This is a genomic window from Pseudomonas sp. KU43P (genome assembly GCF_033095865.1).
Lineage (GTDB): Bacteria > Pseudomonadota > Gammaproteobacteria > Pseudomonadales > Pseudomonadaceae > Aquipseudomonas.
In genome coordinates, this window is the sequence record NZ_AP019365.1 from 5,088,709 (window position 1) to 5,108,635 (window position 19,927).

The window sequence follows — 19,927 nt, forward strand, 5'->3', positions numbered from 1 at the left end:
TCGATCAGACGATCGAAGCACCACCAGCACTACCTGGATTAAGTAACTCATTGAATCTCAAGGAGTTTCTCGTTCCGACTACGCTGGAAGTGGGGCGCATTATAAGGGGATTCGAGAGCTGGTCAAGGCTTAATTTCATTTATTTGAAATATTCACCAGGCGCGTGCCATGGCAGGTTTGGCGCTCGATCTCGAGAACGCTACGAAACTGCCCTCCCCCTGCGCCCCACCACCCGAGGCAACCGCCGCGCCACTGCAGGAATTCGCATCAGCATCAACAAACCACCAATCCCTGCATAAATCGCCCACTCACGCAGATCCGAACGAACGATCCACAGGAAGTGCAGCAAGCCCAACCCGAGAATCACATACACCAGCTTGTGCAACTTCCTCCAGCGCGCCCCCAGCCGGCGCTGGCTGTAGCGATTGGACGTCACCGCCAATGCCAACAAGCCAAGAAAACCCAGTGCCCCCACTATTATGTAGGGTCGTTTGCGCAACTCCACAGTCAACTGCCCCCAATCCAGTCCGAGGATGAAGAACAGGTAGCAGAGGATATGCAGCACAATATAGGCAAAACACCACAACCCCAGCTGACGCCGAACCACGATCCAACCCGACCACCCCGTCAGCTTCTGCAAAGGCGTCATGCTCAGCGTCACCAGCAAAAAGGTAAGCGCTCCCAACCCCAGGCGATCCATCATGATCTTTCCTGGGTCTGGACCCAGCAGGCTCATCGCCGCCTCGTACAACCACCAGACGGGAAACAGACAACCCACCATGAAGATGGCCAGGCGCAGCCAGGGATAGCGCATCAATAATTCTTCCGCAGGTCGAGCCCGGCATACAGCGACGCCACTTCATCGGCGTAGCCATTGAACATCTGGGTCTGGCGAACATTTGGGCTGAACAATCCGCTCGGCAGGCGGCGCTCGCGCGCCTGGCTCCAGCGTGGGTGATCGACCTCCGGGTTCACGTTGGCATAGAAACCATATTCGTCTGGCGCCAGCCCCTCCCAGGTAGTCTGCGGCTGCTCGGCCACCAGGCTGATGCGCACGATCGATTTGATGCTCTTGAAGCCATACTTCCAAGGCACCACCAACCGCAGCGGCGCTCCATTCTGATTAGCCAGCTCCCGCCCATACATCCCAACTGCCAGAATGGCCAGAGGGTGCATGGCCTCATCCAGGCGCAGCCCCTCTCTATAAGGCCAATCGATCAGGGCAAAGCCTGAACGCTGCCCCGGCATATGCTCCGGGTCCTTCAATGTCTCGAATCGCACATAGCGCGCCTTCGAAGTGGGCTCGACCTGCTTGAGCACCTGCGAAAGCGGAAAGCCCAACCAGGGGATGACCATCGACCAGGCTTCCACGCAACGCAACCGGTAGATGCGTTCTTCGAGCTGATAAGGTTTGACGAAGTCCTCCAGGGCATAACGCCCCGGCTTTGCGACCTCACCGTCGACCACCACCGACCACGGCTCTGTCTTCAGGCTGGCACCGTTGGCAGCCGGGTCCCCCTTGTCGGGCCCGAACTCATAGAAGTTGTTGTAGTGAGTGGCGTCCTTGAACGGCGTGATCGCCTCACCCTTGACAGTCACCGCCTGCCAGCGCGCTGCAGCGAGCTTGTCGCTGAACCATGTCGGCGCGGCGCCCGCCTCTACATCCGGGTAACGCGATGCCTCAGCCGCCCGCGCCGCAAACGGCAGGGCACCCAGGGCAAGCCCCGCCAGGGACCCGCCCAACAGCGTGCGACGAGAAAGATAGAGGCTTTCGGGTGTGATCTCCGATGCCTTGCAGTCGGACGACCTGGGTAGCTTGATCAGCATGACGGCTCCACAGCACTGGATGAGGGATACCAGTAAGACTATGGAGCCGGAGGGTTATTCCAGCATTAAATCTTTTTTCAGGCTTTGCGGCGTCGGCCGCGCAGCAGGTACTGGATTGGCCCCGAAGCCGCGTAGGCAAGGAAGATCAGCAGGAGGATGCGCGGCGGGTCGCTGAACACCACGGCAAACACCAGCACCACTGCAAGGATCGCGACAAACGGCACGCGCCCTTTGAGGTCCAGCTCCTTGAAGCTGTTGTACTTGATGTTGCTGACCATCAGCATGCCAGCCGCGGCAACCAGCAGTGCCACCAGGAACGACAACTTGGAGCCCTGGATGCCATAGTCGCTGAATGCCCATACGGTACCAGCCACCACGCCGGCGGCTGCCGGGCTGGCAAGACCGATGAAGTAGCGCTTGTCGGCAGTACCGACCTGGGTGTTGAAACGCGCCAGGCGCAGCGCGGCACCGGCTACATAGATAAAGGCAACCATCCAGCCGACCTTGCCCATATCGCCCAGGGCCCAGCCGAACGCCAGCAAGGCCGGCGCCACACCGAAGGCGACCATGTCCGACAGCGAGTCGTACTCGGCACCGAAGGCGCTTTGGGTATTGGTCATGCGTGCAACACGGCCATCAAGACCATCGAGCACCATGGCAACGAAAATGGCGATGGCGGCAAAGGCGAAATACTTGCTCGCCTCACGCGGGTCACCCGCACTCAGAGCACTTTGGGCGCTCATCGAGCTGATGATGGAATAGAACCCGGCAAACAGGTTGGCGGTGGTAAACAGGTTGGGCAGCAGATAGATGCCGCGATGACGCACCTTGCGCCCTTCGGCGTCATGCCCTTCTTCAACGTGCTCATCGACAGGTAGCAGGCTTTCGGCGTCGGAGGGCTTGTTCGGCTCTTCGGGACGTTCGCTCATGGAGGGTACCTTGCAACAGGATGGAAAATGTTCGACACGGGCCCGCAAAACAGGTTCTGACAGCGAGCCACTGGTCTGCTTTATACCAGAAGCTGACTGGCAGAACGAAAAAACGCGGCCGAAGCCGCGTTTTTCATCTTTCGATAAGACTTAGTTCTTGGTCTTGTCGACGATTTTGTTAGCCGAGATCCACGGCATCATCGAACGCAGTTGCTCGCCGATGATTTCGATGCCGTGAGCGGCGTTGTTGCGGCGCTTGGCGGTCATCGATGGGTAGTTGGTAGCACCTTCGGAGATGAACATCTTCGCGTATTCGCCGTCCTGGATGCGCTTCAGAGCGTTGCGCATGGCCTTGCGGGATTCTTCGTTGATGACTTCCGGGCCGGTGACGTACTCACCGTATTCGGCGTTGTTGGAGATCGAGTAGTTCATGTTGGCGATGCCGCCTTCGTACATGAGGTCAACGATCAGCTTCAGCTCGTGTAAGCACTCGAAGTAGGCCATTTCTGGCGCGTAGCCAGCTTCGACCAGGGTTTCGAAACCGGCTTTGACCAGTTCGACGGTACCGCCGCAGAGAACAGCCTGCTCACCGAACAGGTCGGTTTCGGTCTCATCCTTGAAGGTGGTTTCGATGATGCCGGTACGGCCGCCGCCCACGCCCGAAGCGTACGACAGGGCGACGTTCTTGGCGTTGCCGGAAGCGTCCTGGTAGATAGCGATCAGGTCAGGGATACCGCCGCCTTTGACGAACTCGGAGCGAACGGTGTGGCCAGGGGCTTTCGGCGCGATCATGATCACGTCGAGGTCGGCACGCGGAACTACTTGGTTGTAGTGGATCGCGAAGCCGTGAGAGAAGGCCAGGGTAGCGCCCTTCTTGATGTTCGGCTCGATTTCCTGCTTGTACAGCTGGCCCTGGAACTCGTCCGGAGTCAGGATCATGACCAGGTCGGCAGCAGCGACGGCGGAGGCTACGTCGGTCACTTTCAGGCCGTGGGCTTCTGCCTTGGCAACGGTGGCCGAACCTTTACGCAGACCGATGGTGACATCTACACCGGAGTCCTTCAGGTTGCACGCTTGGGCGTGGCCCTGGGAACCGTAACCGATGATGGCGACTTTCTTACCCTGGATGATGGAAAGGTCGCAGTCTTTATCGTAGAAAACTTTCATGAAAATACCCCTGGTTATATCTCGGCCCCTGCGGAGCCATCGCTAATTTTTGAATTTAGATGCTGAGCACTTTGTCGCCACGGGCAATGCCGGTGACGCCACTGCGCACGGTTTCGAGAATCGATGCGGTGCCGATGGCCTGGATGAAGCTGTCCAGTTTGTCGCTGGTACCGCTCAGTTGTACGGTGTACACGCTGGCGGTCACGTCGACGATCTGGCCACGGAAAATATCCGTGGTGCGCTTGATCTCGGCACGCTGTGCACCGGTGGCCTTGACCTTGACCAGCATCAGTTCACGCTCGATGTGAGCGCTTTCCGACAGGTCGACAAGCTTGACCACTTCGACCAGCTTGTTCAGGTTCTTGGTGATCTGCTCGATCACTTCGTCATGGCCAACGGTGGTCAACGTCAGACGCGACAGGGTCGGGTCTTCAGTCGGCGCCACGGTCAGGCTTTCAATGTTGTAGTTGCGCTGGGAGAACAGGCCGACCACACGGGACAGAGCACCGGGTTCGTTTTCCAGCAGCAGGGAAATGATGTGCCGCATATCAGGTACGCTCCGTCTTGCTCAGCCACATGTCACGCATCGAGCCATCCTTGATCTGCATCGGATAGACGTGCTCGGTACGGTCGACCGCGATGTCGATGAACACCAGGCGGTCCTTCATCGCGAACGCTTCTTCCAGCTTCGGCTTCAGGTCTTTCAGGCTGGTGATGCGGATACCCACATGACCATAGGCCTCGGCCAACTTGATGAAGTCGGGCAGCGACTCGACGTACGAGTGGGAGTGACGACCGTTGTAGGCCATGTCCTGCCACTGGCGGACCATGCCCAGTACACCGTTGTTCAGGTTGACGATCTTCACCGGCAGGCCGTACTGCATGCAGGTGGACAGCTCCTGGATGTTCATCTGGATGCTGCCTTCGCCAGTGACGCAGGCTACGTCCTGATCCGGGAAGTTGAGCTTGATGCCCATGGCTGCCGGGAAACCGAAGCCCATGGTGCCCAGGCCACCGGAGTTGATCCAGCGGTTCGGCTTGTTGAAGCGGTAGTACTGCGCCGCGAACATCTGGTGCTGGCCCACGTCGGAGGTCACGAAGGCATCGCCCTTGGTCACTTCGCAGAGGGTCTCGATCACCGCCTGTGGTTTGATGACATTACCGTCGCCCTTGTCGTAGGGGAACAGGTCGCCAGTACCACGCCACTCGTCGATCTGCTTCCACCAGGCATCGATCGCCGCCTTTTCAGGCTGCTCGCCGATTTCCTTGAGGATGCCGAGCATTTCGCTGAGCACGCTGTCGACCGGACCTACGATTGGCACGTCGGCCTTGATCATTTTCGAGATCGACGCAGGGTCGATATCGATGTGGATGATCTTGGCGTTCGGGCAGAACTTTGCCGGGCCGTTGACCACGCGGTCATCGAAGCGCGCACCGACTGCGAAGATCACGTCGGCATGGTGCATGGCCATGTTGGCGGTGTAGCTGCCGTGCATACCGAGCATGCCGAGGAACTGGCGATCGGTGCCTGGGAAGCCGCCAAGACCCATCAGGGTGTTGGTGACTGGCAAGTTCAGCGACTTGGCGATCTCGGTCAGGGCTTCGGAGCCGCCACCAAGGATCACGCCACCGCCGGAGTAGACGATCGGGCGCTTGGCGGCGAGGAGCATCTCGGCAGCCTTGCGGATCTGCCCGGAGTGGCCACGGACGGCTGGGCTGTAGGAGCGCAGCTTGACCTTCTTCGGATAGACGTATTCGAACTTTTCAGCCGGGTTGGTCATATCTTTTGGAATGTCGACCACGACCGGACCTGGGCGACCGGATTGCGCCAGGTAGAAGGCTTTTTTCAGAACTTCGGGGATCTCGGTGGCATGTTTGATCATGAAGCTGTGCTTCACGATCGGCCGCGAGATGCCAATCATGTCGGTTTCCTGGAAGGCATCGGTACCCACCATGGTGCTAGGCACCTGGCCGGACAAGATGACCATCGGAATCGAATCCATGTAGGCAGTGGCAATGCCGGTGATGGCATTGGTCGCGCCCGGGCCGGAGGTTACCAGCACCACACCGGCCTTGCCGGTGGCACGGGCGTAACCGTCCGCCATATGGGTTGCGGCCTGTTCGTGACGAACCAGGATGTGCTCGACTTCCGGTTCTTTGAACAGGGCATCGTAAACATGCAGGAGAGCACCACCAGGGTACCCGTAGATGTGCTTAACGCCTTCGTCACGCAAGAAGCGGACGACCATCTCAGCGCCAGATAAAAGCTCCACGTTGTTCACCTCTAAAACGCCAGAATACCGTCCCTAGTGGACGGGTCTTAATAGGTTTACTGCCAAGCAGAGCACGAGCGAACGTCAGCACTGACTGAGCAAGTATTGGGAGCTCCCCAGATGTTGCGGGGGTTTCCCACCCAGCGCGAGGTAACGCGTTGCGGGGTGTAACAGGTCGGCGCGGGTGTGCGCCTCATGATCTGCTTAGCGGGTCTGCTTCTGGCAGTCCCTCTACAGCGGAATCTGGATTCTTGTGATTTGGCGGCTACAAGTCAAGAAAAATTATTGCCAATTTTTCCCCAAGATGAATTCCTGCCACCACTAAAAACCAACTCAGCAGCAGAATAATTAAGATTTTCACAAAAAAGGGCCACAATCTGCGGCCCTTGACGGAAAAAGAGAAGAAATCAGGCGGAAGGAGCGATCAATTGGTCAAACTCTGCTAGCAGGCGACGTAGCTCGCGGCTCTGCTCTGGACGGTCGGCAAACACCGTCTCTGCCATGACCAAAATTCCTGAAGCATTGGGCAGCGGGTGGCCAAGCTCGATGATGATCTTCATGCGCGGCAGGAAAATCCACTGCAGCCACTGTTCTAGGCTCATGGTGTCGACCGCGAACGGCACCGTGCTGGCCAAGGCCTCGTCGCTTGGTGGCTCGTCATCCCACCAGCCTTGTACCTGCAGTTCACGCTCGATAAGCAGCAGGTGGTCGGCGATGTCCAGAATACGCTGCTCGATCATCAGGAATTGACCCGTGCCTTTTGCCGGGCCAGGGCGGCGCCAGCACTATCACCCTGCTTTTCGCGGGCTTGGGCAATGGTGTTCCACAGCTCGGCCTGCAGGTCGGGGCGGCCGTTGGCGTAGGTGAGCGCCCGTCGCGCGAGTTGTTCGGCTTGTGCCGCGTCACCCTGAGACAGTCGTACCTGTGCCAGGCGGTACAGCACTTGCGGCTCGCGTGGGGCAATCCGCTGGGCGCGCTCCAGGCTCGACGCAGCCCCGTTGAAATCGCCGCTGCCCTGTTGCGACTGGGCGGTAGTCAGCAGCGCCAGCACCGGGCCATCGAGCTGCTCGTCGGCTGATAGGCCGCCTGATGCCGCATTGCTGCGCGGAATGCCAGTCGGCGCACTGGTGGCAGGCGGCGCGCTGTTCATCGAGGCGATGTCGAACGGCTCGTCGGCGATCGGGTTGGGGTTGGTGGTCATCGGCGCACTGCTGACCGGCCCGGGAGTGATCGGGGTGGTGCTGATGGGCGCTGCACCATTGCCTGCCGGGAACGTCTGAATACCCGTGGCGCCGGCGCCTTGCGGAATCATCACGGTCACACCGGAATCTTCGGGCAGCGACTGCGCCTGCGCGGTGCCGTTGCCCATGCCAGCCGCCGAGCGGTTGGCCGTGACCCGTTCACTATTGGACACACGGGTACTCGAATCGACCACCGGGATATTGCCGCGCTGGACACTGGAGCACCCCTGGAGCACAGCCAGCGCCGTCAAGGCAGGAAACAGCCACTTATTCACGTCACACCTCATCAATGCAGCCAGTGCTTAATTCATCCAGCCTTTGACCCAGTCCATGACCGATTCTGCCGGATTCTGCTCGCCGCCACAGGTTGCCCCGGCAGGCGGTTCGCTGCCGCGAATATACGGCATCTGCACCGCTCCCGGACAGCTTGCGTCGGAACCTCGGCCACTGTAGGGGTCGATCCACGCTTGCACCACGTTGTCCGGCTGCGGCATGTCCAACGGTAGCGGGTCGGCCTTCTTCATGAAGCTGGTCCAGACCTGCAGCGCACCGGTGGCACCGGTGAACGGGGTTTTGCCATTATCGTCGCGGCCCATCCACACCACCGCCAGCAGGTCTTGGCTGAAACCGGAGAACCAGCTGTCACGCGAGTCGTTACTGGTACCGGTCTTGCCTGCCAGGGTCAGCGAGCTGGGCAATACGTTGTACACCGAACGGCCGGTACCTTCGCGCATCACCCGCTGCATGGCGTTCTGCACCAGGTAGATCGAAGCCGGGTCGAAGGTCTGCTGGATCTGGAATGGGTAGCGCTTGAGCGGCTCGCCCTCGGCAGTCAGCACACTGCGGATACCGCGCATCGGCGTATTGAAGCCACCGTTGGCGATGGTCTGGTACATGGTCGCCACTTGCATCGGCGACATGCCACCGGCGCCCAGCAACATTGCCGGGTATGCCGGCCAATCCACTTTCACACCCAGTCGGCCGATGGTCTTGATGACGTTGGGCACGCCCACCTCAAGGCCAAGCTTGGCGGTCGACAGGTTGTAGGAGTTTGCCAGGCCCTGGTACAGGTAGATCGTGCCGTGCGGGCGGCGATCGTAGTTCTGTGGCCGCCATACCTGGCCATCCGCGCCCTTGACCGAGAACGGTTCATCCTGCACCCAGCTGGTCAGGGTGTACTTGCTTGGCTGCTCCAGCGCGGTCAGGTATACCGCCGGCTTGACCAGCGAACCGATCGGCCGTACGGCGTCGATGGCACGGTTGAAGCCGGCGAAGCCGGACTGGCGGCTACCGATCAGGGCCTGAACCTCACCCGTTTCCGGGTTGGTCACGACCATTGCCGACTCGACGTCATCAGAGCCCTTGCGCCCGGCCAGGCGCTTGAAGGTCTCGTTCATCGAGCTTTCGGCCTTCATCTGCAGGATGGGGTCGAAACTGGTGAAGATGCGCAGGCCTTCTTCGGTCAAGTCTTCATCGCGATAGTCCTGACGCAGCTGACGCTTCACCAGGTCGAGGAAGGCCGGGAACGAGCTGTCGGCCAGGCTGCCGCGCTTGGTCACGCCAAGCGGCATCTTCTTCGCAGCATCGACGGCCTCCTGGCTCGCCACGCCCTGCTCGGCCACCAGGTCCAGGACCAGGTTGCGGCGAGCGAGCGCTCGCTCGGGGTAACGGCGCGGGTTGTAGTACGACGGCCCCTTGACCATGCCCACCAGCAAGGCGATCTGATGCAGCTTGAGCTCCGACAGCGGCTGGCTGAAGAAGAACTGGCTGGCCAGGCCAAAGCCGTGCACGGCACGCTGGCCGTCCTGGCCGACGAACACTTCGTTGAGGTAGGCCTCAAGGATTTCACGCTTGTCGTAATGCATTTCCAGCAGCACGGCCATCATCGCTTCGGTCAGTTTGCGGCTGAGGCTGCGCTCACTGGTCAGATAGAAGTTCTTCACCAACTGCTGGGTAAGGGTACTGCCGCCCTGGCGCATGGAACCGGCCGAGGTATTGACCCAGATCGCCCGGGCGATGGATTTGGGCGATACACCGAAATGGCTGTAGAAGTCGCGGTCTTCCGTGGCTACCAAGGTTTCCAGCAGGTATGGCGGCACCTGGTCGATCTTGATCAGGATGCGGTCTTCGAGGTTTTTCGGGTAGATGCCGCCGATCATCAGCGGCTCCAGGCGAACAACGTCGAGCTTGCCGCCATTGGCGCCGGATAGGCCCGCCACGTAGTCGCCAGAGAAGCGCACGCGGACGAACTGCGCAGGCTCCATGCCCTCGTAGAACTGGAAGCCACGGGTATTCAGGTCGACGTTATTGCCGTTGACCGCAGCCGCTCCAGGCCCGTTGGCCGCACTCTCGCGCCGATAGCCGAGGGCATCGAGTTCGGTGAGGAAGTCGTTTTTGCTCAGTTTCTGGCCGACGAACAGCTCAAGCGGCCGGGCATACACCTTGGCCGGGATGGTCCAGCGCTTGCCGGAGAACTTCTCCTGCACGACGGCATCGAGGTAAACCGCGAAGCCGGCAACGATCACCAGGCCGACCAGGCTGAGCTTCAAGGCCCAGCCCAGCCAGGCGCGCGAGCGGCCGGTCGGGCGTTTCTGAGGGGTACGGGATTTTCGGGTTCGAGTCATGGCGGCGGATTATACGCACTTTGCTAAGGCTGGGCAGGCGCCCTCTGGCGGTATGCAGGGGCGGCACCATTGACCATAATGGCGCCTTCGAATTCCCTGCCCCCGGAAGGATTTCCCGTGAGCCAAGCCTTGATCACTGCATTGCAGAACCCTGCCCTCTACCCTCACCCCGTGGACGGGTTCCAGCTCATCGAGACGCACATCTCCTGGGTCCTGCTGACGGGCGAGTACGCCTACAAAATCAAGAAGCCGATGAACTTCGGCTTCCTCGACTTCACCGCGCTGGACCAGCGTCAGCATTTCTGTAACGAAGAACTGCGCCTGAACCAGCGCCTGACCGAAGGACTGTACTTGGAAGTCCTGCCGATCACCGGTAGCGCCGAGGCGCCGCAGCTTGGCGGTGACGGTGTGGCGATCGAATACGCGCTGAAAATGCGCCAATTCCCCCAGGGCCAGATGCTCAGCACCCTGCAGGCCAATGGTGAGCTCAACGCCAGCCACATCGACCAGATGGCCCGGCAGATCGCCGAGTTCCACCTGCACACTCCAAAGGTGGCTGCCGAGCAGCCCTACGGCTCGCCTGAAAGCGTGATGGCGCCGGTCGAGCAGAACTTCGAGCAGATCCGCCCATTCCTCAGCGACAAGGCCGACCTGCAACAGTTGGACAACCTGCAAGCCTGGGCGAGGAGCAGTTTCGAGCGGCTGCAAGGCCTGTTCGCCGCGCGCAAGGCCAATGGCTTCACCCGCGAGTGCCACGGCGACATCCACCTGGGCAACGCCACCCTGATCGACGGCAAGGTGGTGATCTTCGATTGCATCGAGTTCAACGAGCCGTTTCGCAAGACCGATGTCTGGGCCGACACCGGCTTCCTCGCCATGGACCTGGAAGACCGCGGCCTCAAGTGCCTGGCGCGCCGCTTCGTCAGCCAATACCTGGAGCTGACCGGCGACTACGAGGGCCTCGAAGTGCTCAACTTCTACAAGGCCTACCGTGCCCTGGTTCGCGCCAAGGTAGCGCTGTTCAGCATGCCCGCCGATGCCGATGGCGTACAGCGCGCCACCACCCTGCGCACCTACCGCAACTATGCCAACCTGGCGGAAAGCTACAGCGCCATCCCTTCGCGGCTGCTGGCCATCACGCACGGGGTCTCGGCCGTAGGCAAGAGCCACGTGGCCATGCGACTGGTAGAGGCCTTGGGTGCCGTGCGCGTGCGATCGGACGTGGAGCGCAAGCGCCTGTTCGGCGAACAGCAGCCAACGCTGCGTGGGCAGCAGGACGCCGGCATTTATGAACAGGATGCCAGCGCGGCGACCTACCAGCGCCTTCACGAACTGGCCAGCACCATCCTGCGCGCCGGCTTCCCGGTAGTGCTCGATGCAACGTACCTGAAACACGCTCAGCGCCAGGCTGCGGCAGAGGTCGCCAGCGCGACTGGCGTGCCGTTCCTGATTCTCGACTGCCAGGCCCCGGAGGCGGTAATCGCCAGCTGGCTGGAACAGCGCCAGGCGGAAAACACCGACCCGTCGGACGCGACACTGGATGTGGTGAAGGCTCAACAGGCCAGCCGTGAGCCGCTGGATGGCACAGAGCTGCAGCACGCCACCCGCGTTGATACGCAGGAAAGCGCCAGCATGGACCAGGTGATCGACCAAATTCGTCAGCGCCTGCCGGGCCTGTAAGCTCAGCGTTGCAGCCTATCGCCGGCTTGCTGGCGATAGGCCACAGCAGGCGGCTGATTTCCCCAATCGTCGCCACCGATGGCAAAAGGCCGCGCATTTTCCAACCCCCGCTACACTCCTTTCTGACCTGCTCGCGATTTATCCCCCAAGACCCGTTCAGCCATCGCAAGGAGGCTCGATGAACGATGAGTTGCAGCATCTTAAGAATCTTGGCAAGACCTCTGCGCAGTGGTTGCATGCGGCCGGTATTCACAGTGCATCGGACTTGCGTCGCCTTGGCGCGGTCGGTGCGTACCAGGCCGTGAAAACGCGAGGATTCCGGGCGTCGAAGGTGCTGTTGTACGCCATTGAAGGCGCCCTGCTGGACATGCACTGGAATGACTTGCCGGCCGAGCGCAAACAAGCGCTCAACCAACAACTGGACGCGAAGTGCACCGCGCAAAAAAATTTGAAATAAGTCGAGATAGGGGATTGACTACGAAATGAGAATCGTTATGATTATCACAACTGGTCGCGAGACTGGTTGGATAAACTGAAAGCCCCTGGTTCGGACTCTCAGATTATCTCCTCATCAGGCTAATCACGGTTATTGACCCGGCAATTTGCCGGGTCTTTTTTTGCCTATGAATCAAGGTCGGCCCGGAAAGCGCGCTATTTGCGCAGTTGCGCGCAGTAGTCCTGCTCAGGCGTGGCTGGCGTATACCAGACATAGTCCGCCATACCCGCCTCCACAGTCTCGCCCACCTCGGCCAGCATCAGCACGTTGCTCTGCCCCTTCGCCCCCAGGTCTGCCAAGTGCAGCGGTACGCCGAGATCTTTGCGCGCGTGATAGGCCCCAGTGAACAGAAGCGCAGGTTGAGGCGCTGCCAGCAAGCGCTCGGCAATGCGCCGGTCGCGCTGTTGCTGAACCGCCAGCATGGCCGGTAGCTGGCTTTCCGGCAGTAACCCACAATGCCCAGCGCGCACCTGCTCAAGCAGTGCCGCTTTTACCGCTGGCGCATTGGATTCAATGCCCGGCAACGGTGTCGGCTGGCGATAGGCTGCGCGCATTTCGCTGGTAGACAAGTTGGCTGGCAGCAGCGCGATATGTTCCTGCAAAGCTTCCCGGACGATCGGCCCGTACAGTTGCCAGTCCCAGCCGTCCTGCCAACCCAGGGCCTTGGGCAGGTCCTTCGGCAGACTCGCTTGCGCCTGCACGGCATCCAGCCGCGCCTGCTGCTCTGGCTGCAGCATCTCGAGCAACAGGCTGCCCTGCGCTCGCCGGGCCTGCAGTGCGCGCAGCAACCACAACTGCAAGGCGTGATGGTCGGGGTTGTCGTGCTTTTCGCCTACCAGTACGTGGGGGGCTTTCGCCAGCCGCTCTACCAACTGCTCAGGGCTGATGACCTGGCCGCTGGCCAAGTCGCGGATCTGCCCGAGCGCCACGCTGTCACGCCCTTCGCTGCTCTGCCAGGCAGGCAATGGTGGCAAGCTGGCCTGGCACCCCGCCAGCGACAGCAACAAACACAGCAACGAGCCAGACAGCCATGGATGGCGCATGAACAATGCCTCCTAGCGAGTGATGATCAGCGGATGGCCCCTTTCCGGGTGGGGTTGTACCAGCACCTCAATGCCGAACACCGCTTTCAGGGCCGTGGGCGTCAACACCTGCTCCGGCGAGGCCAACGCATGACAGCGGCCACTTTCGAGCAGCAGGATGCGATCACAGTAGCGTGCCGCCAGGTTCAGGTCATGCAGGATTACCAGCACGGCCGCACCATGGTCAGCAAAGCTGCGCACGGCTTGCAAGGTCGTATGCTGGTGCAAGGGGTCGAGCATCGAGGTCGGCTCATCGAGCAGCAATGTGCTGCCTTCGGCACCCGGCCATAGCTGAGCCAACACCCTGGCCAGGTGCACGCGCTGTCGTTCGCCGCCGGACAAGGCCAGGTAACTGCGCTCGACCAGGTGCCAGGCATCCGCTGCGCGCAGCGCCGCCTCGACGATTTCCCGGTCGCGCTGCTGGCCACTGTCGTGGGGCAAGCGCCCCATGCCGACCACTTCCTCGACGCGGAAGGCAAAGCCAAGGCTGGACACCTGGGGTAGCACTGCCAGGCGTTGCGCGCGGGCCTGGCCCGGCCAAGCGGACAGTGATTTGCCTTGTAGCGTCACCTGTCCCCGGCTGGGGGCCAGTTCGCCACACAAGGCCCCGAGCAGGCTGCTCTTGCCTGCACCGTTCGGCCCGAGTACTCCCAGTACCTGGTTGGGCAAAAGCTGCAGATCGATCTCTTGCAGCACGTCACAGCTGCCACGGCGCAAATGCAAACCTTCGACTTCAAGCATCAGTTACGCCCCCGCACCAGCAGGAAAAGGAAAAACGGCGCGCCGATGAAGGCTGTGACGATCCCGATCGGCAGCTCGGCGGGTGCCAACGCCAACCGCGCCACCAGGTCTGCGAACAGCAGCAAGGTGCCACCGGCCAGCAGCGAGGCCGGCAACAGCACACGGTGGTCAGGGCCTGCCACCAGGCGCACGAGATGCGGTACCACCAGGCCGACGAAACCGATCAGGCCAGCCGCTGCCACGGCAGCGCCAACCCCAAGTGCCGTGCAGAACACCAGCTCGCGCTTCAGGCGTTCTACTTCTATGCCCAGGTGCCTTGCTTCCGATTCGCCCAACAGCAAAGCGTTGAGTGCCTGCGCCCGGCGTGGCAGCCACAGTGCAACAGCCATGGACACGACCAGCAAGGGCCATAACCGCTCGTAACTGGCGCCATTGAGGCTGCCCAGGTTCCAGAAGGTCAGCGTGCGCAACGTGGCATCATCGGCCAGGTAGGTGAACAGCCCGACCGCCGAGCCGCCCAGGGCCGTCAACGCGATACCGGCCAGCAGCATGGTCGCGACGTTGGTCTGCCCGTCGCGGCGCCCCAACCGGTACACCAGGGCCGTCACCCCCAGGCCGCCGACGAAGGCGCAGGCCGACAGCAGATAAGGCGCGAACCACTCCGGGATACCTCCCAGCCAGCTACCGCCGACAATCGCCACCGCAGCCCCCAGCGCCGCGCCACTGGCAACGCCCACCAGGCCAGGGTCCGCCAACGGGTTGCGGAACAGCCCCTGCATGGCGACACCAGACAGCGCCAACACCGCGCCTACCGCCAAACCCAACAGGGTGCGCGGCAAACGGATCTGGCCGAGGATCATGTCGGCCTGCTCCAACCCGTCGGCCGCGATGGGCAAGCCGAGCAGGCGCAGCCCGGCGCGCAGGGTGTCTGACAACGGCAGGCTGACCGGCCCCAGGGCCAGCGAAAGCCAGACTGCGACCAGGCACAGCAAGCTCAGGCCCATGAATAGCGTGCGCGGTTGAATGCGTTGTTTCATCGAGTGCTGCTGGCCGGATAGAAGGTGGCCGTCAGATCGTCCAGCGCCGCTGGCAAGCGTGGGCCCAGGCCGCCGACCAAAAGGGTCGGGTCAAGGGTCACCAGGCGCTTCTCGCGCACAGCCCGAGACGCCGCCAGCGCCGGGTTTTCCTTGAGCAGGGCCTGCAGCGCCTGGTCGCCGGCCAAGGCGCGATCAGAGAACACCAGCACGTCCGGGTCCAGCGCCGCCAGCGCTTCATTGGAAAAGTTCTTGTAGCCTTGGTGCTCAGCCAGGTTACGCGCCCCTGCCTGGCGCAACAGCCAGTCACCTGCGGTGCCCTGCCCTGCGATCAGCGGTTTTGCTCCCGCATGGCCAACCAGCAGGAGGACGCCCGGTGCCTTATGGTGGGCTTGGGCTTGCTTGACCTTTAGTTGCAGGGCTTCGAGTTGCTGGTGATAACCCGAGGCAAGTTGCGCGGCCTTTTGCTCGGCACCGAGCAACGTGCCCAGGTGCTTGAGGTTTGCATCGACGGCCGCGAGGTCGGCCTGGCTGGAGAACAGTTCGACACGCACGCCGGCGCTACGAATTTGCGCTAGCACCGGTGGCGGCCCCATTTCTTCGGTGCCCACCAGCACGTCCGGGCGCAAGCTGAGAATGCCCTCGGCCGATAGCTGGCGCTGGTAACCGATACTTGGCAGTGCCTTCAACGACTCGGGATGCTGACTGGTGGTGTCGACACCCACCAGGCGTGGTTCGCCGCCCAGCTCACTGATCCACTCGCTCAACGCGCCGCCAGCACTGACCCAGCGTTGCGGCAGTTCGGCAGCCAGGGCCTGGGTGGAAGCAACGAGGGCTGCGCACAGAGCGAGCATGGCGGCGGGACGACGCATCATCGGGTTCCTTCTGAAGGCGGGCCGCGTACCTTGTGGTGAGCGGCAGAACTGCGCACCATAGACCACCCGGCGCAGCGAATGCGGGCAATTTGATAATTATTCGCATTGAAGCGTCAAGCTATCCCTTTGTTTCACGAGCCTTCCTTGCAATGCACTTTCTTTGTACTTCCGCAGCGCTGGCCGAAGGCCATAGCCGCGCCTTCAGCGTAGACGGCATCGACCTGTTCGGCATACGCCGTCAAGGCCAGGTGCACCTCTACCGCAACCGTTGCCCGCACCGGGGCATCCCGCTGAACTGGGCAGCTGACGCGTTTCTTGATGACAGCGCCAGCTTGATTCATTGCGCCCATCACGGGGCATTGTTTCTGATCGAAAGTGGCGAATGCGTGGCCGGCCCTTGCGAGGGAGAGGCCTTGCAGGCCCTGGGCTGCCTGGAAGACAGCCAGGGCATTTGGTTCACCGGTGGAGCAACACCGGTAGCGGGCGATCGATGACGATTCGTGAAGCATCCAGCTGCACACCGTAGGCCAGCACCTCAACACCATCGGCCACGGCTGTACGCAGCGCCGCGGCATAAGCAGCATCGATTTCTTCGGCAGGGCGTACCGCTTCGACGCCGGTGAGGTTCACGCAGTACAGTTGCACGGCGCGAATACCCTGGCGGGCCAACGACGCCAGCTCTCGCAAGTGTTTCGCGCCACGTTGGGTCACCGCGTCCGGAAAGGCCGCCACAGTGCTGTCCGGGTACCCCAGGGTCACGCTTTTGACCTCGACATAGGCAGGCCCCTGGGCAAACTCGAGGCGAAAGTCCACCCGGCTGCCCTCCTCGCCATACGCCACTTCGCGCTTGAGTGCGGTGAAGCCAGCCAGCTCGCGGATCGCCCCGGCACGCAAGGCCTCTTCGACCAATGCGTTGGCTCGCCCGGTATTGATGCAGGCCAGCCGCCCCTGGGGCGTTTCGCTGATCTCCCAGGTGCCTGGCAGCTTGCGTTTGGGGTCGTTGGAACGGCTGAACCAGACCTGCCCACCTTCGCGCATGCAATTGAGCATGGAGCCGGTGTTGGGGCAGTGAATGGTGAGCTGTTCACCACTTGCCAGTTCGATATCCGCCAGAAAGCGCTTGTAGCGGCGCAGCAGGCGCCCTTGCTCGAGTAAAGGAAAGAACACCATCAGCCCTGCCAGCTCCGCAGCCCACGGGCGATACGCTGTACTGCCTCTTCCAGCCGCGGCAGGCTCTGGGTATAGGCAAAACGTACGTGATGACCGGCCAGGTGGCGGCCAAAATCCAGGCCCGGGGTAAAGGCCAGGTGCTCGGTTTCCAGAAAGTGCCTGCAGAAGGCAAAGGCGTCACCACCGAAAGCGCTGATGTCGGCATACAGGTAGAACGCGCCCTGCGGCTCCACGGCAATGCGGAAGCCCAGTTCCCGCAGGGCTGGCAGCAGATAGTCGCGGCGACGGGCAAATTCGGCGCGCCGCTCCTCGAAAATCGCCAGGGTTTCTGGCTGGAAACATGCCAGGGCAGCGTATTGGGCCATGCTGGGGGCACTGATGTAGAGATTCTGCGCAAGTTTTTCCAGGTCGGCCACGGCATTGGGCGGCGCCACAAGCCAGCCCAGCCGCCATCCGGTCATGCCGAAATACTTGGAAAAACTATTAAGGACGAAGGCCGAGTCGTCCACTTCCAGCACGCTGGGCGCTTCCATGCCATAGGTGAGCCCATGGTAGATCTCATCCACCACCAGGTGCCCGTGACGCGCACGGGTGGCCTTGGACAGGCTGGCCAGCTCATCGCGGCTGAGCACCGTGCCGGTCGGGTTGGCAGGCGAAGCCACCAGCGCACCGACGGTATCCGCGTCCCAGTAGCGCTCGACCAGATCGGCGGTGAGCTGGTAGTTGACCTCCGGCCCCACCGGTACCAGCTGCGCACCGCCTTCCACAAGGCGCAGGAAGTGGCGATTGCACGGGTAACCCGGGTCGGCCAGCAGCCAGTGCTTGCCGGGGTCGACCAGCAGGCTGCTGGCCAGCAACAGGGCTCCGGAACCGCCGGGGGTGATCAGAATGCGTTCCGGGTCGACCGAAACACCGTAGCGCTCAGCGTAGAAACCGGCGATGGCCTCACGCAGTGCCGGCAAGCCGCGCGCCGCGGTATAACGGGTATGCCCCGCAGCCAGCGCAGCCTGGCCAGCCTCGACGATGGGCGCAGCGGTGGTGAAGTCCGGCTCACCGATTTCCAGGTGGATCACATCGTGGCCGGCCGCCTGCAGTTCGTTGGCGCGCGCCAACAGCGCCATGACATGAAAGGGTTCGATGGCGCGGCTGCGCGCACTGTATGGGTGGGCCATGACCTTCTCTCAATTGGGTCTAAACTGGTAATTCTACCTCTGCACTGCACCGAACGTGTGCTCCACGGCACTGTCAATACCTAGGATCGGGCGGGGTAGCGCACCCCTGATCTATCTGGTAAGTTCGGCGGCTCGCAGTCGCAGGGCCGGCGGGTGCCGGAGATGGAGCAGCCTGCGCATTGGATCAGATGAGTGAGAGGCGGTCTATTCATGTCCACCGTAGAGAAGCAAAAAACCAATCAGACCATGTACGGTGTCGAGCCCTATAAAGAGACCAAGGGCGAAGAGTACATGGGCGAGCCCATGCGCAAGCATTTCACGAACCTTCTGGGGGCCTGGAAGCTTGAGCTGATGACCAGCGTGGACCAGACCGTAACGCACATGAAGGACGAAGCGGCCAACTTCCCCGACCCGGCCGACCGCGCCAGCCAGGAAGAAGAATTCGCTCTGGAACTGCGCAACCGTGATCGTGAGCGCAAGTTGATCAAGAAGATCGACAAGACCCTGCAGAAGATTCAGGACGAGGAGTACGGCTGGTGCGATTCCTGCGGGATCGAGATCGGCCTGCGTCGCCTGGAAGCCCGTCCGACTGCGGACCTGTGCTTCGATTGCAAGGAAATCGCGGAGAAGAAGGAAAAGACAGTCGGCAAAGGCTGACCCTTCTTCCATCCTGACGGGGCGCATCATGCGCCCCGTTTCATTTTCAGACGCATTACAGCCCATGAACGACTCCCGCTACACCGGACGCTTCGCTCCCACCCCCAGCGGCTTTCTGCACTTCGGCTCGCTGGTCGCCGCCCTCGCCTCCTGGCTCGATGCCCGCGCAGTGAATGGCCAGTGGCTGCTGCGCATGGAAGACACCGACCCGCCCCGGGAAATGCCCGGCGCTCGCGATGCCATCCTGCAGACCCTGGAACGTTACGGGCTCGAGTGGGATGGCGAGGTGGTGTTCCAGAGCCAGCGCCATGACGCCTATGCCGCGGTAGTGGACCGCTTGTTCAACATGGGCCTGGCCTACGCTTGTACCTGTTCACGCAAGCAGCTGGAAAGCCACAACGGTATTTACCCAGGGTTTTGCCGCAATGCCGGGCATGCTCGCGAAGGCGCAGCGATCCGCCTGCGGGTGCCGGAGCTGATCTACCGCTTCAACGACCGGGTGCAGGGCACGTACGAACAGCACCTGGGACGGGATGTGGGCGACTTCGTCATCCAGCGCCGGGACGGGCTGTATGCGTACCAGCTGGCCGTGGTGCTGGATGACGCCTGGCAAGGGATTACCGATATCGTGCGCGGCGCCGATCTGCTCGACAACACGCCGCGCCAGTTGTACCTGCAGGAATTGCTGGGCTTCTCTCAGCCACGCTACTTGCATATACCGCTGATCGTGCAACCCGATGGCCACAAGCTGGGCAAGTCGTACCGTTCACCACCGCTCGAAGCCAGCCAGGCAACCCCCTTGTTATTGCGGGCGCTGCGCGCTTTGGGGCAGGAAACCGAGCCTGAACTGTTGATCGCGACACCGGCCGAAGTGCTTGAGGTGGCGCGGCAACGCTGGCGGCCGGAGGCGATCGTGCAGCGAACCACGGTGCCAGAGGCCGATTTGCGCTGAGGTATTA

General features: G+C 61.7%; 20 protein-coding genes. 5 read left to right on the forward strand and 15 right to left on the reverse strand.

Annotation, left to right across the window (positions count from 1 at the left end):
- Positions 1-199: 199 nt before the first annotated feature.
- The 9 genes from msrQ to mrcB form a co-directional block, all read right to left on the reverse strand.
- Positions 200-814, reverse strand: a complete 615-nt coding sequence (gene msrQ / locus KU43P_RS23295; protein ID WP_317659873.1) for a protein-methionine-sulfoxide reductase heme-binding subunit MsrQ — start codon at positions 812-814, stop codon at positions 200-202.
- On the reverse strand, positions 814-1,827 hold the full coding sequence (gene msrP, locus KU43P_RS23300) for a protein-methionine-sulfoxide reductase catalytic subunit MsrP (protein ID WP_317659874.1): 1,014 nt from the start codon (positions 1,825-1,827) through the stop codon (positions 814-816). Before msrP ends, msrQ begins: the two co-directional genes overlap by 1 nt.
- A gap of 77 nt (positions 1,828-1,904) precedes the next feature.
- The gene (pssA, locus tag KU43P_RS23305) at positions 1,905-2,756 is read right to left on the reverse strand and encodes a CDP-diacylglycerol--serine O-phosphatidyltransferase (protein WP_016391826.1); all 852 of its coding nucleotides are present in this window, start codon (positions 2,754-2,756) and stop codon (positions 1,905-1,907) included.
- Between the two features lie 150 nt (positions 2,757-2,906).
- Positions 2,907-3,923: a ketol-acid reductoisomerase gene (gene ilvC, locus KU43P_RS23310; protein ID WP_054885606.1), complete on the reverse strand. Its 1,017-nt coding sequence runs from the start codon at positions 3,921-3,923 to the stop codon at positions 2,907-2,909.
- Positions 3,924-3,978: 55 nt separating this feature from the next.
- Positions 3,979-4,470 carry an acetolactate synthase small subunit gene (gene ilvN, locus KU43P_RS23315; RefSeq protein ID WP_003250040.1) on the reverse strand — a complete coding sequence of 164 codons (492 nt, stop codon included), beginning with the start codon at positions 4,468-4,470 and terminating at the stop codon, positions 3,979-3,981.
- Position 4,471: 1 nt separating this feature from the next.
- Positions 4,472-6,196 (reverse strand): acetolactate synthase 3 large subunit, encoded by a 1,725-nt coding sequence (locus KU43P_RS23320; RefSeq protein WP_317659875.1) that lies wholly within the window; start codon positions 6,194-6,196, stop codon positions 4,472-4,474.
- Between the two features lie 407 nt (positions 6,197-6,603).
- Positions 6,604-6,936 (reverse strand): YqcC family protein, encoded by a 333-nt coding sequence (locus KU43P_RS23325; protein ID WP_317659876.1) that lies wholly within the window; start codon positions 6,934-6,936, stop codon positions 6,604-6,606.
- Positions 6,936-7,724, reverse strand: coding sequence for a tetratricopeptide repeat protein (locus tag KU43P_RS23330; RefSeq protein ID WP_317659877.1), 789 nt, complete (start codon positions 7,722-7,724; stop codon positions 6,936-6,938). Before KU43P_RS23330 ends, KU43P_RS23325 begins: the two co-directional genes overlap by 1 nt.
- A gap of 15 nt (positions 7,725-7,739) precedes the next feature.
- A complete protein-coding gene (mrcB, locus tag KU43P_RS23335; protein WP_317659878.1) occupies positions 7,740-10,061 on the reverse strand; it encodes a penicillin-binding protein 1B in 2,322 nt (773 codons plus the stop codon).
- 117 nt (positions 10,062-10,178) lie between these two features.
- Here mrcB and KU43P_RS23340 point away from each other — a divergent pair, with 117 nt between their 5' ends.
- Positions 10,179-11,741, forward strand: coding sequence for an AAA family ATPase (locus KU43P_RS23340; RefSeq protein WP_317659879.1), 1,563 nt, complete (start codon positions 10,179-10,181; stop codon positions 11,739-11,741).
- 178 nt (positions 11,742-11,919) lie between these two features.
- Positions 11,920-12,198 (forward strand): TfoX/Sxy family protein, encoded by a 279-nt coding sequence (locus tag KU43P_RS23345; RefSeq protein WP_016391820.1) that lies wholly within the window; start codon positions 11,920-11,922, stop codon positions 12,196-12,198.
- A gap of 194 nt (positions 12,199-12,392) precedes the next feature.
- On the opposite strand, the gene KU43P_RS23350 is transcribed toward KU43P_RS23345, so the two are convergent.
- Genes KU43P_RS23350 through KU43P_RS23365 form a run of 4 tightly spaced genes read right to left on the reverse strand, consistent with a single transcriptional unit; the run spans position 12,393 to position 15,969 of the window.
- Entirely contained in the window at positions 12,393-13,280 is an 888-nt protein-coding gene (locus tag KU43P_RS23350; protein WP_317659880.1) for a ChaN family lipoprotein, read from the reverse strand.
- Positions 13,281-13,292: 12 nt separating this feature from the next.
- Entirely contained in the window at positions 13,293-14,060 is a 768-nt protein-coding gene (locus KU43P_RS23355) for a heme ABC transporter ATP-binding protein (RefSeq protein ID WP_317659881.1), read from the reverse strand.
- Positions 14,060-15,043: an iron ABC transporter permease gene (locus tag KU43P_RS23360; protein WP_317663908.1), complete on the reverse strand. Its 984-nt coding sequence runs from the start codon at positions 15,041-15,043 to the stop codon at positions 14,060-14,062. The genes KU43P_RS23355 and KU43P_RS23360 overlap by 1 nt, the downstream gene beginning before the upstream one ends.
- Positions 15,044-15,093: 50 nt before the next feature.
- Positions 15,094-15,969: a hemin ABC transporter substrate-binding protein gene (locus KU43P_RS23365; protein ID WP_317659882.1), complete on the reverse strand. Its 876-nt coding sequence runs from the start codon at positions 15,967-15,969 to the stop codon at positions 15,094-15,096.
- 149 nt (positions 15,970-16,118) lie between these two features.
- Between KU43P_RS23365 and KU43P_RS23370 the strand changes: the two genes are divergently transcribed.
- Complete coding sequence (locus tag KU43P_RS23370; RefSeq protein WP_317659883.1) at positions 16,119-16,463, forward strand: Rieske (2Fe-2S) protein; 345 nt, start codon at positions 16,119-16,121, stop codon at positions 16,461-16,463.
- Here the strand turns inward: KU43P_RS23370 and sfsA are convergent.
- Positions 16,426-17,139: a DNA/RNA nuclease SfsA gene (gene sfsA / locus KU43P_RS23375; RefSeq protein ID WP_317659884.1), complete on the reverse strand. Its 714-nt coding sequence runs from the start codon at positions 17,137-17,139 to the stop codon at positions 16,426-16,428. The genes KU43P_RS23370 and sfsA overlap by 38 nt on opposite strands.
- Positions 17,139-18,311 carry a pyridoxal phosphate-dependent aminotransferase gene (locus tag KU43P_RS23380; RefSeq protein WP_317659885.1) on the reverse strand — a complete coding sequence of 391 codons (1,173 nt, stop codon included), beginning with the start codon at positions 18,309-18,311 and terminating at the stop codon, positions 17,139-17,141. The genes sfsA and KU43P_RS23380 overlap by 1 nt, the downstream gene beginning before the upstream one ends.
- A gap of 210 nt (positions 18,312-18,521) precedes the next feature.
- On the opposite strand from KU43P_RS23380, the gene dksA reads away from it, so the two are divergent.
- Positions 18,522-18,968, forward strand: a complete 447-nt coding sequence (dksA, locus tag KU43P_RS23385; RefSeq protein ID WP_317659886.1) for an RNA polymerase-binding protein DksA — start codon at positions 18,522-18,524, stop codon at positions 18,966-18,968.
- Between the two features lie 64 nt (positions 18,969-19,032).
- Positions 19,033-19,920, forward strand: a complete 888-nt coding sequence (gene gluQRS / locus KU43P_RS23390; RefSeq protein WP_317659887.1) for a tRNA glutamyl-Q(34) synthetase GluQRS — start codon at positions 19,033-19,035, stop codon at positions 19,918-19,920.
- Positions 19,921-19,927 lie beyond the last annotated feature (7 nt).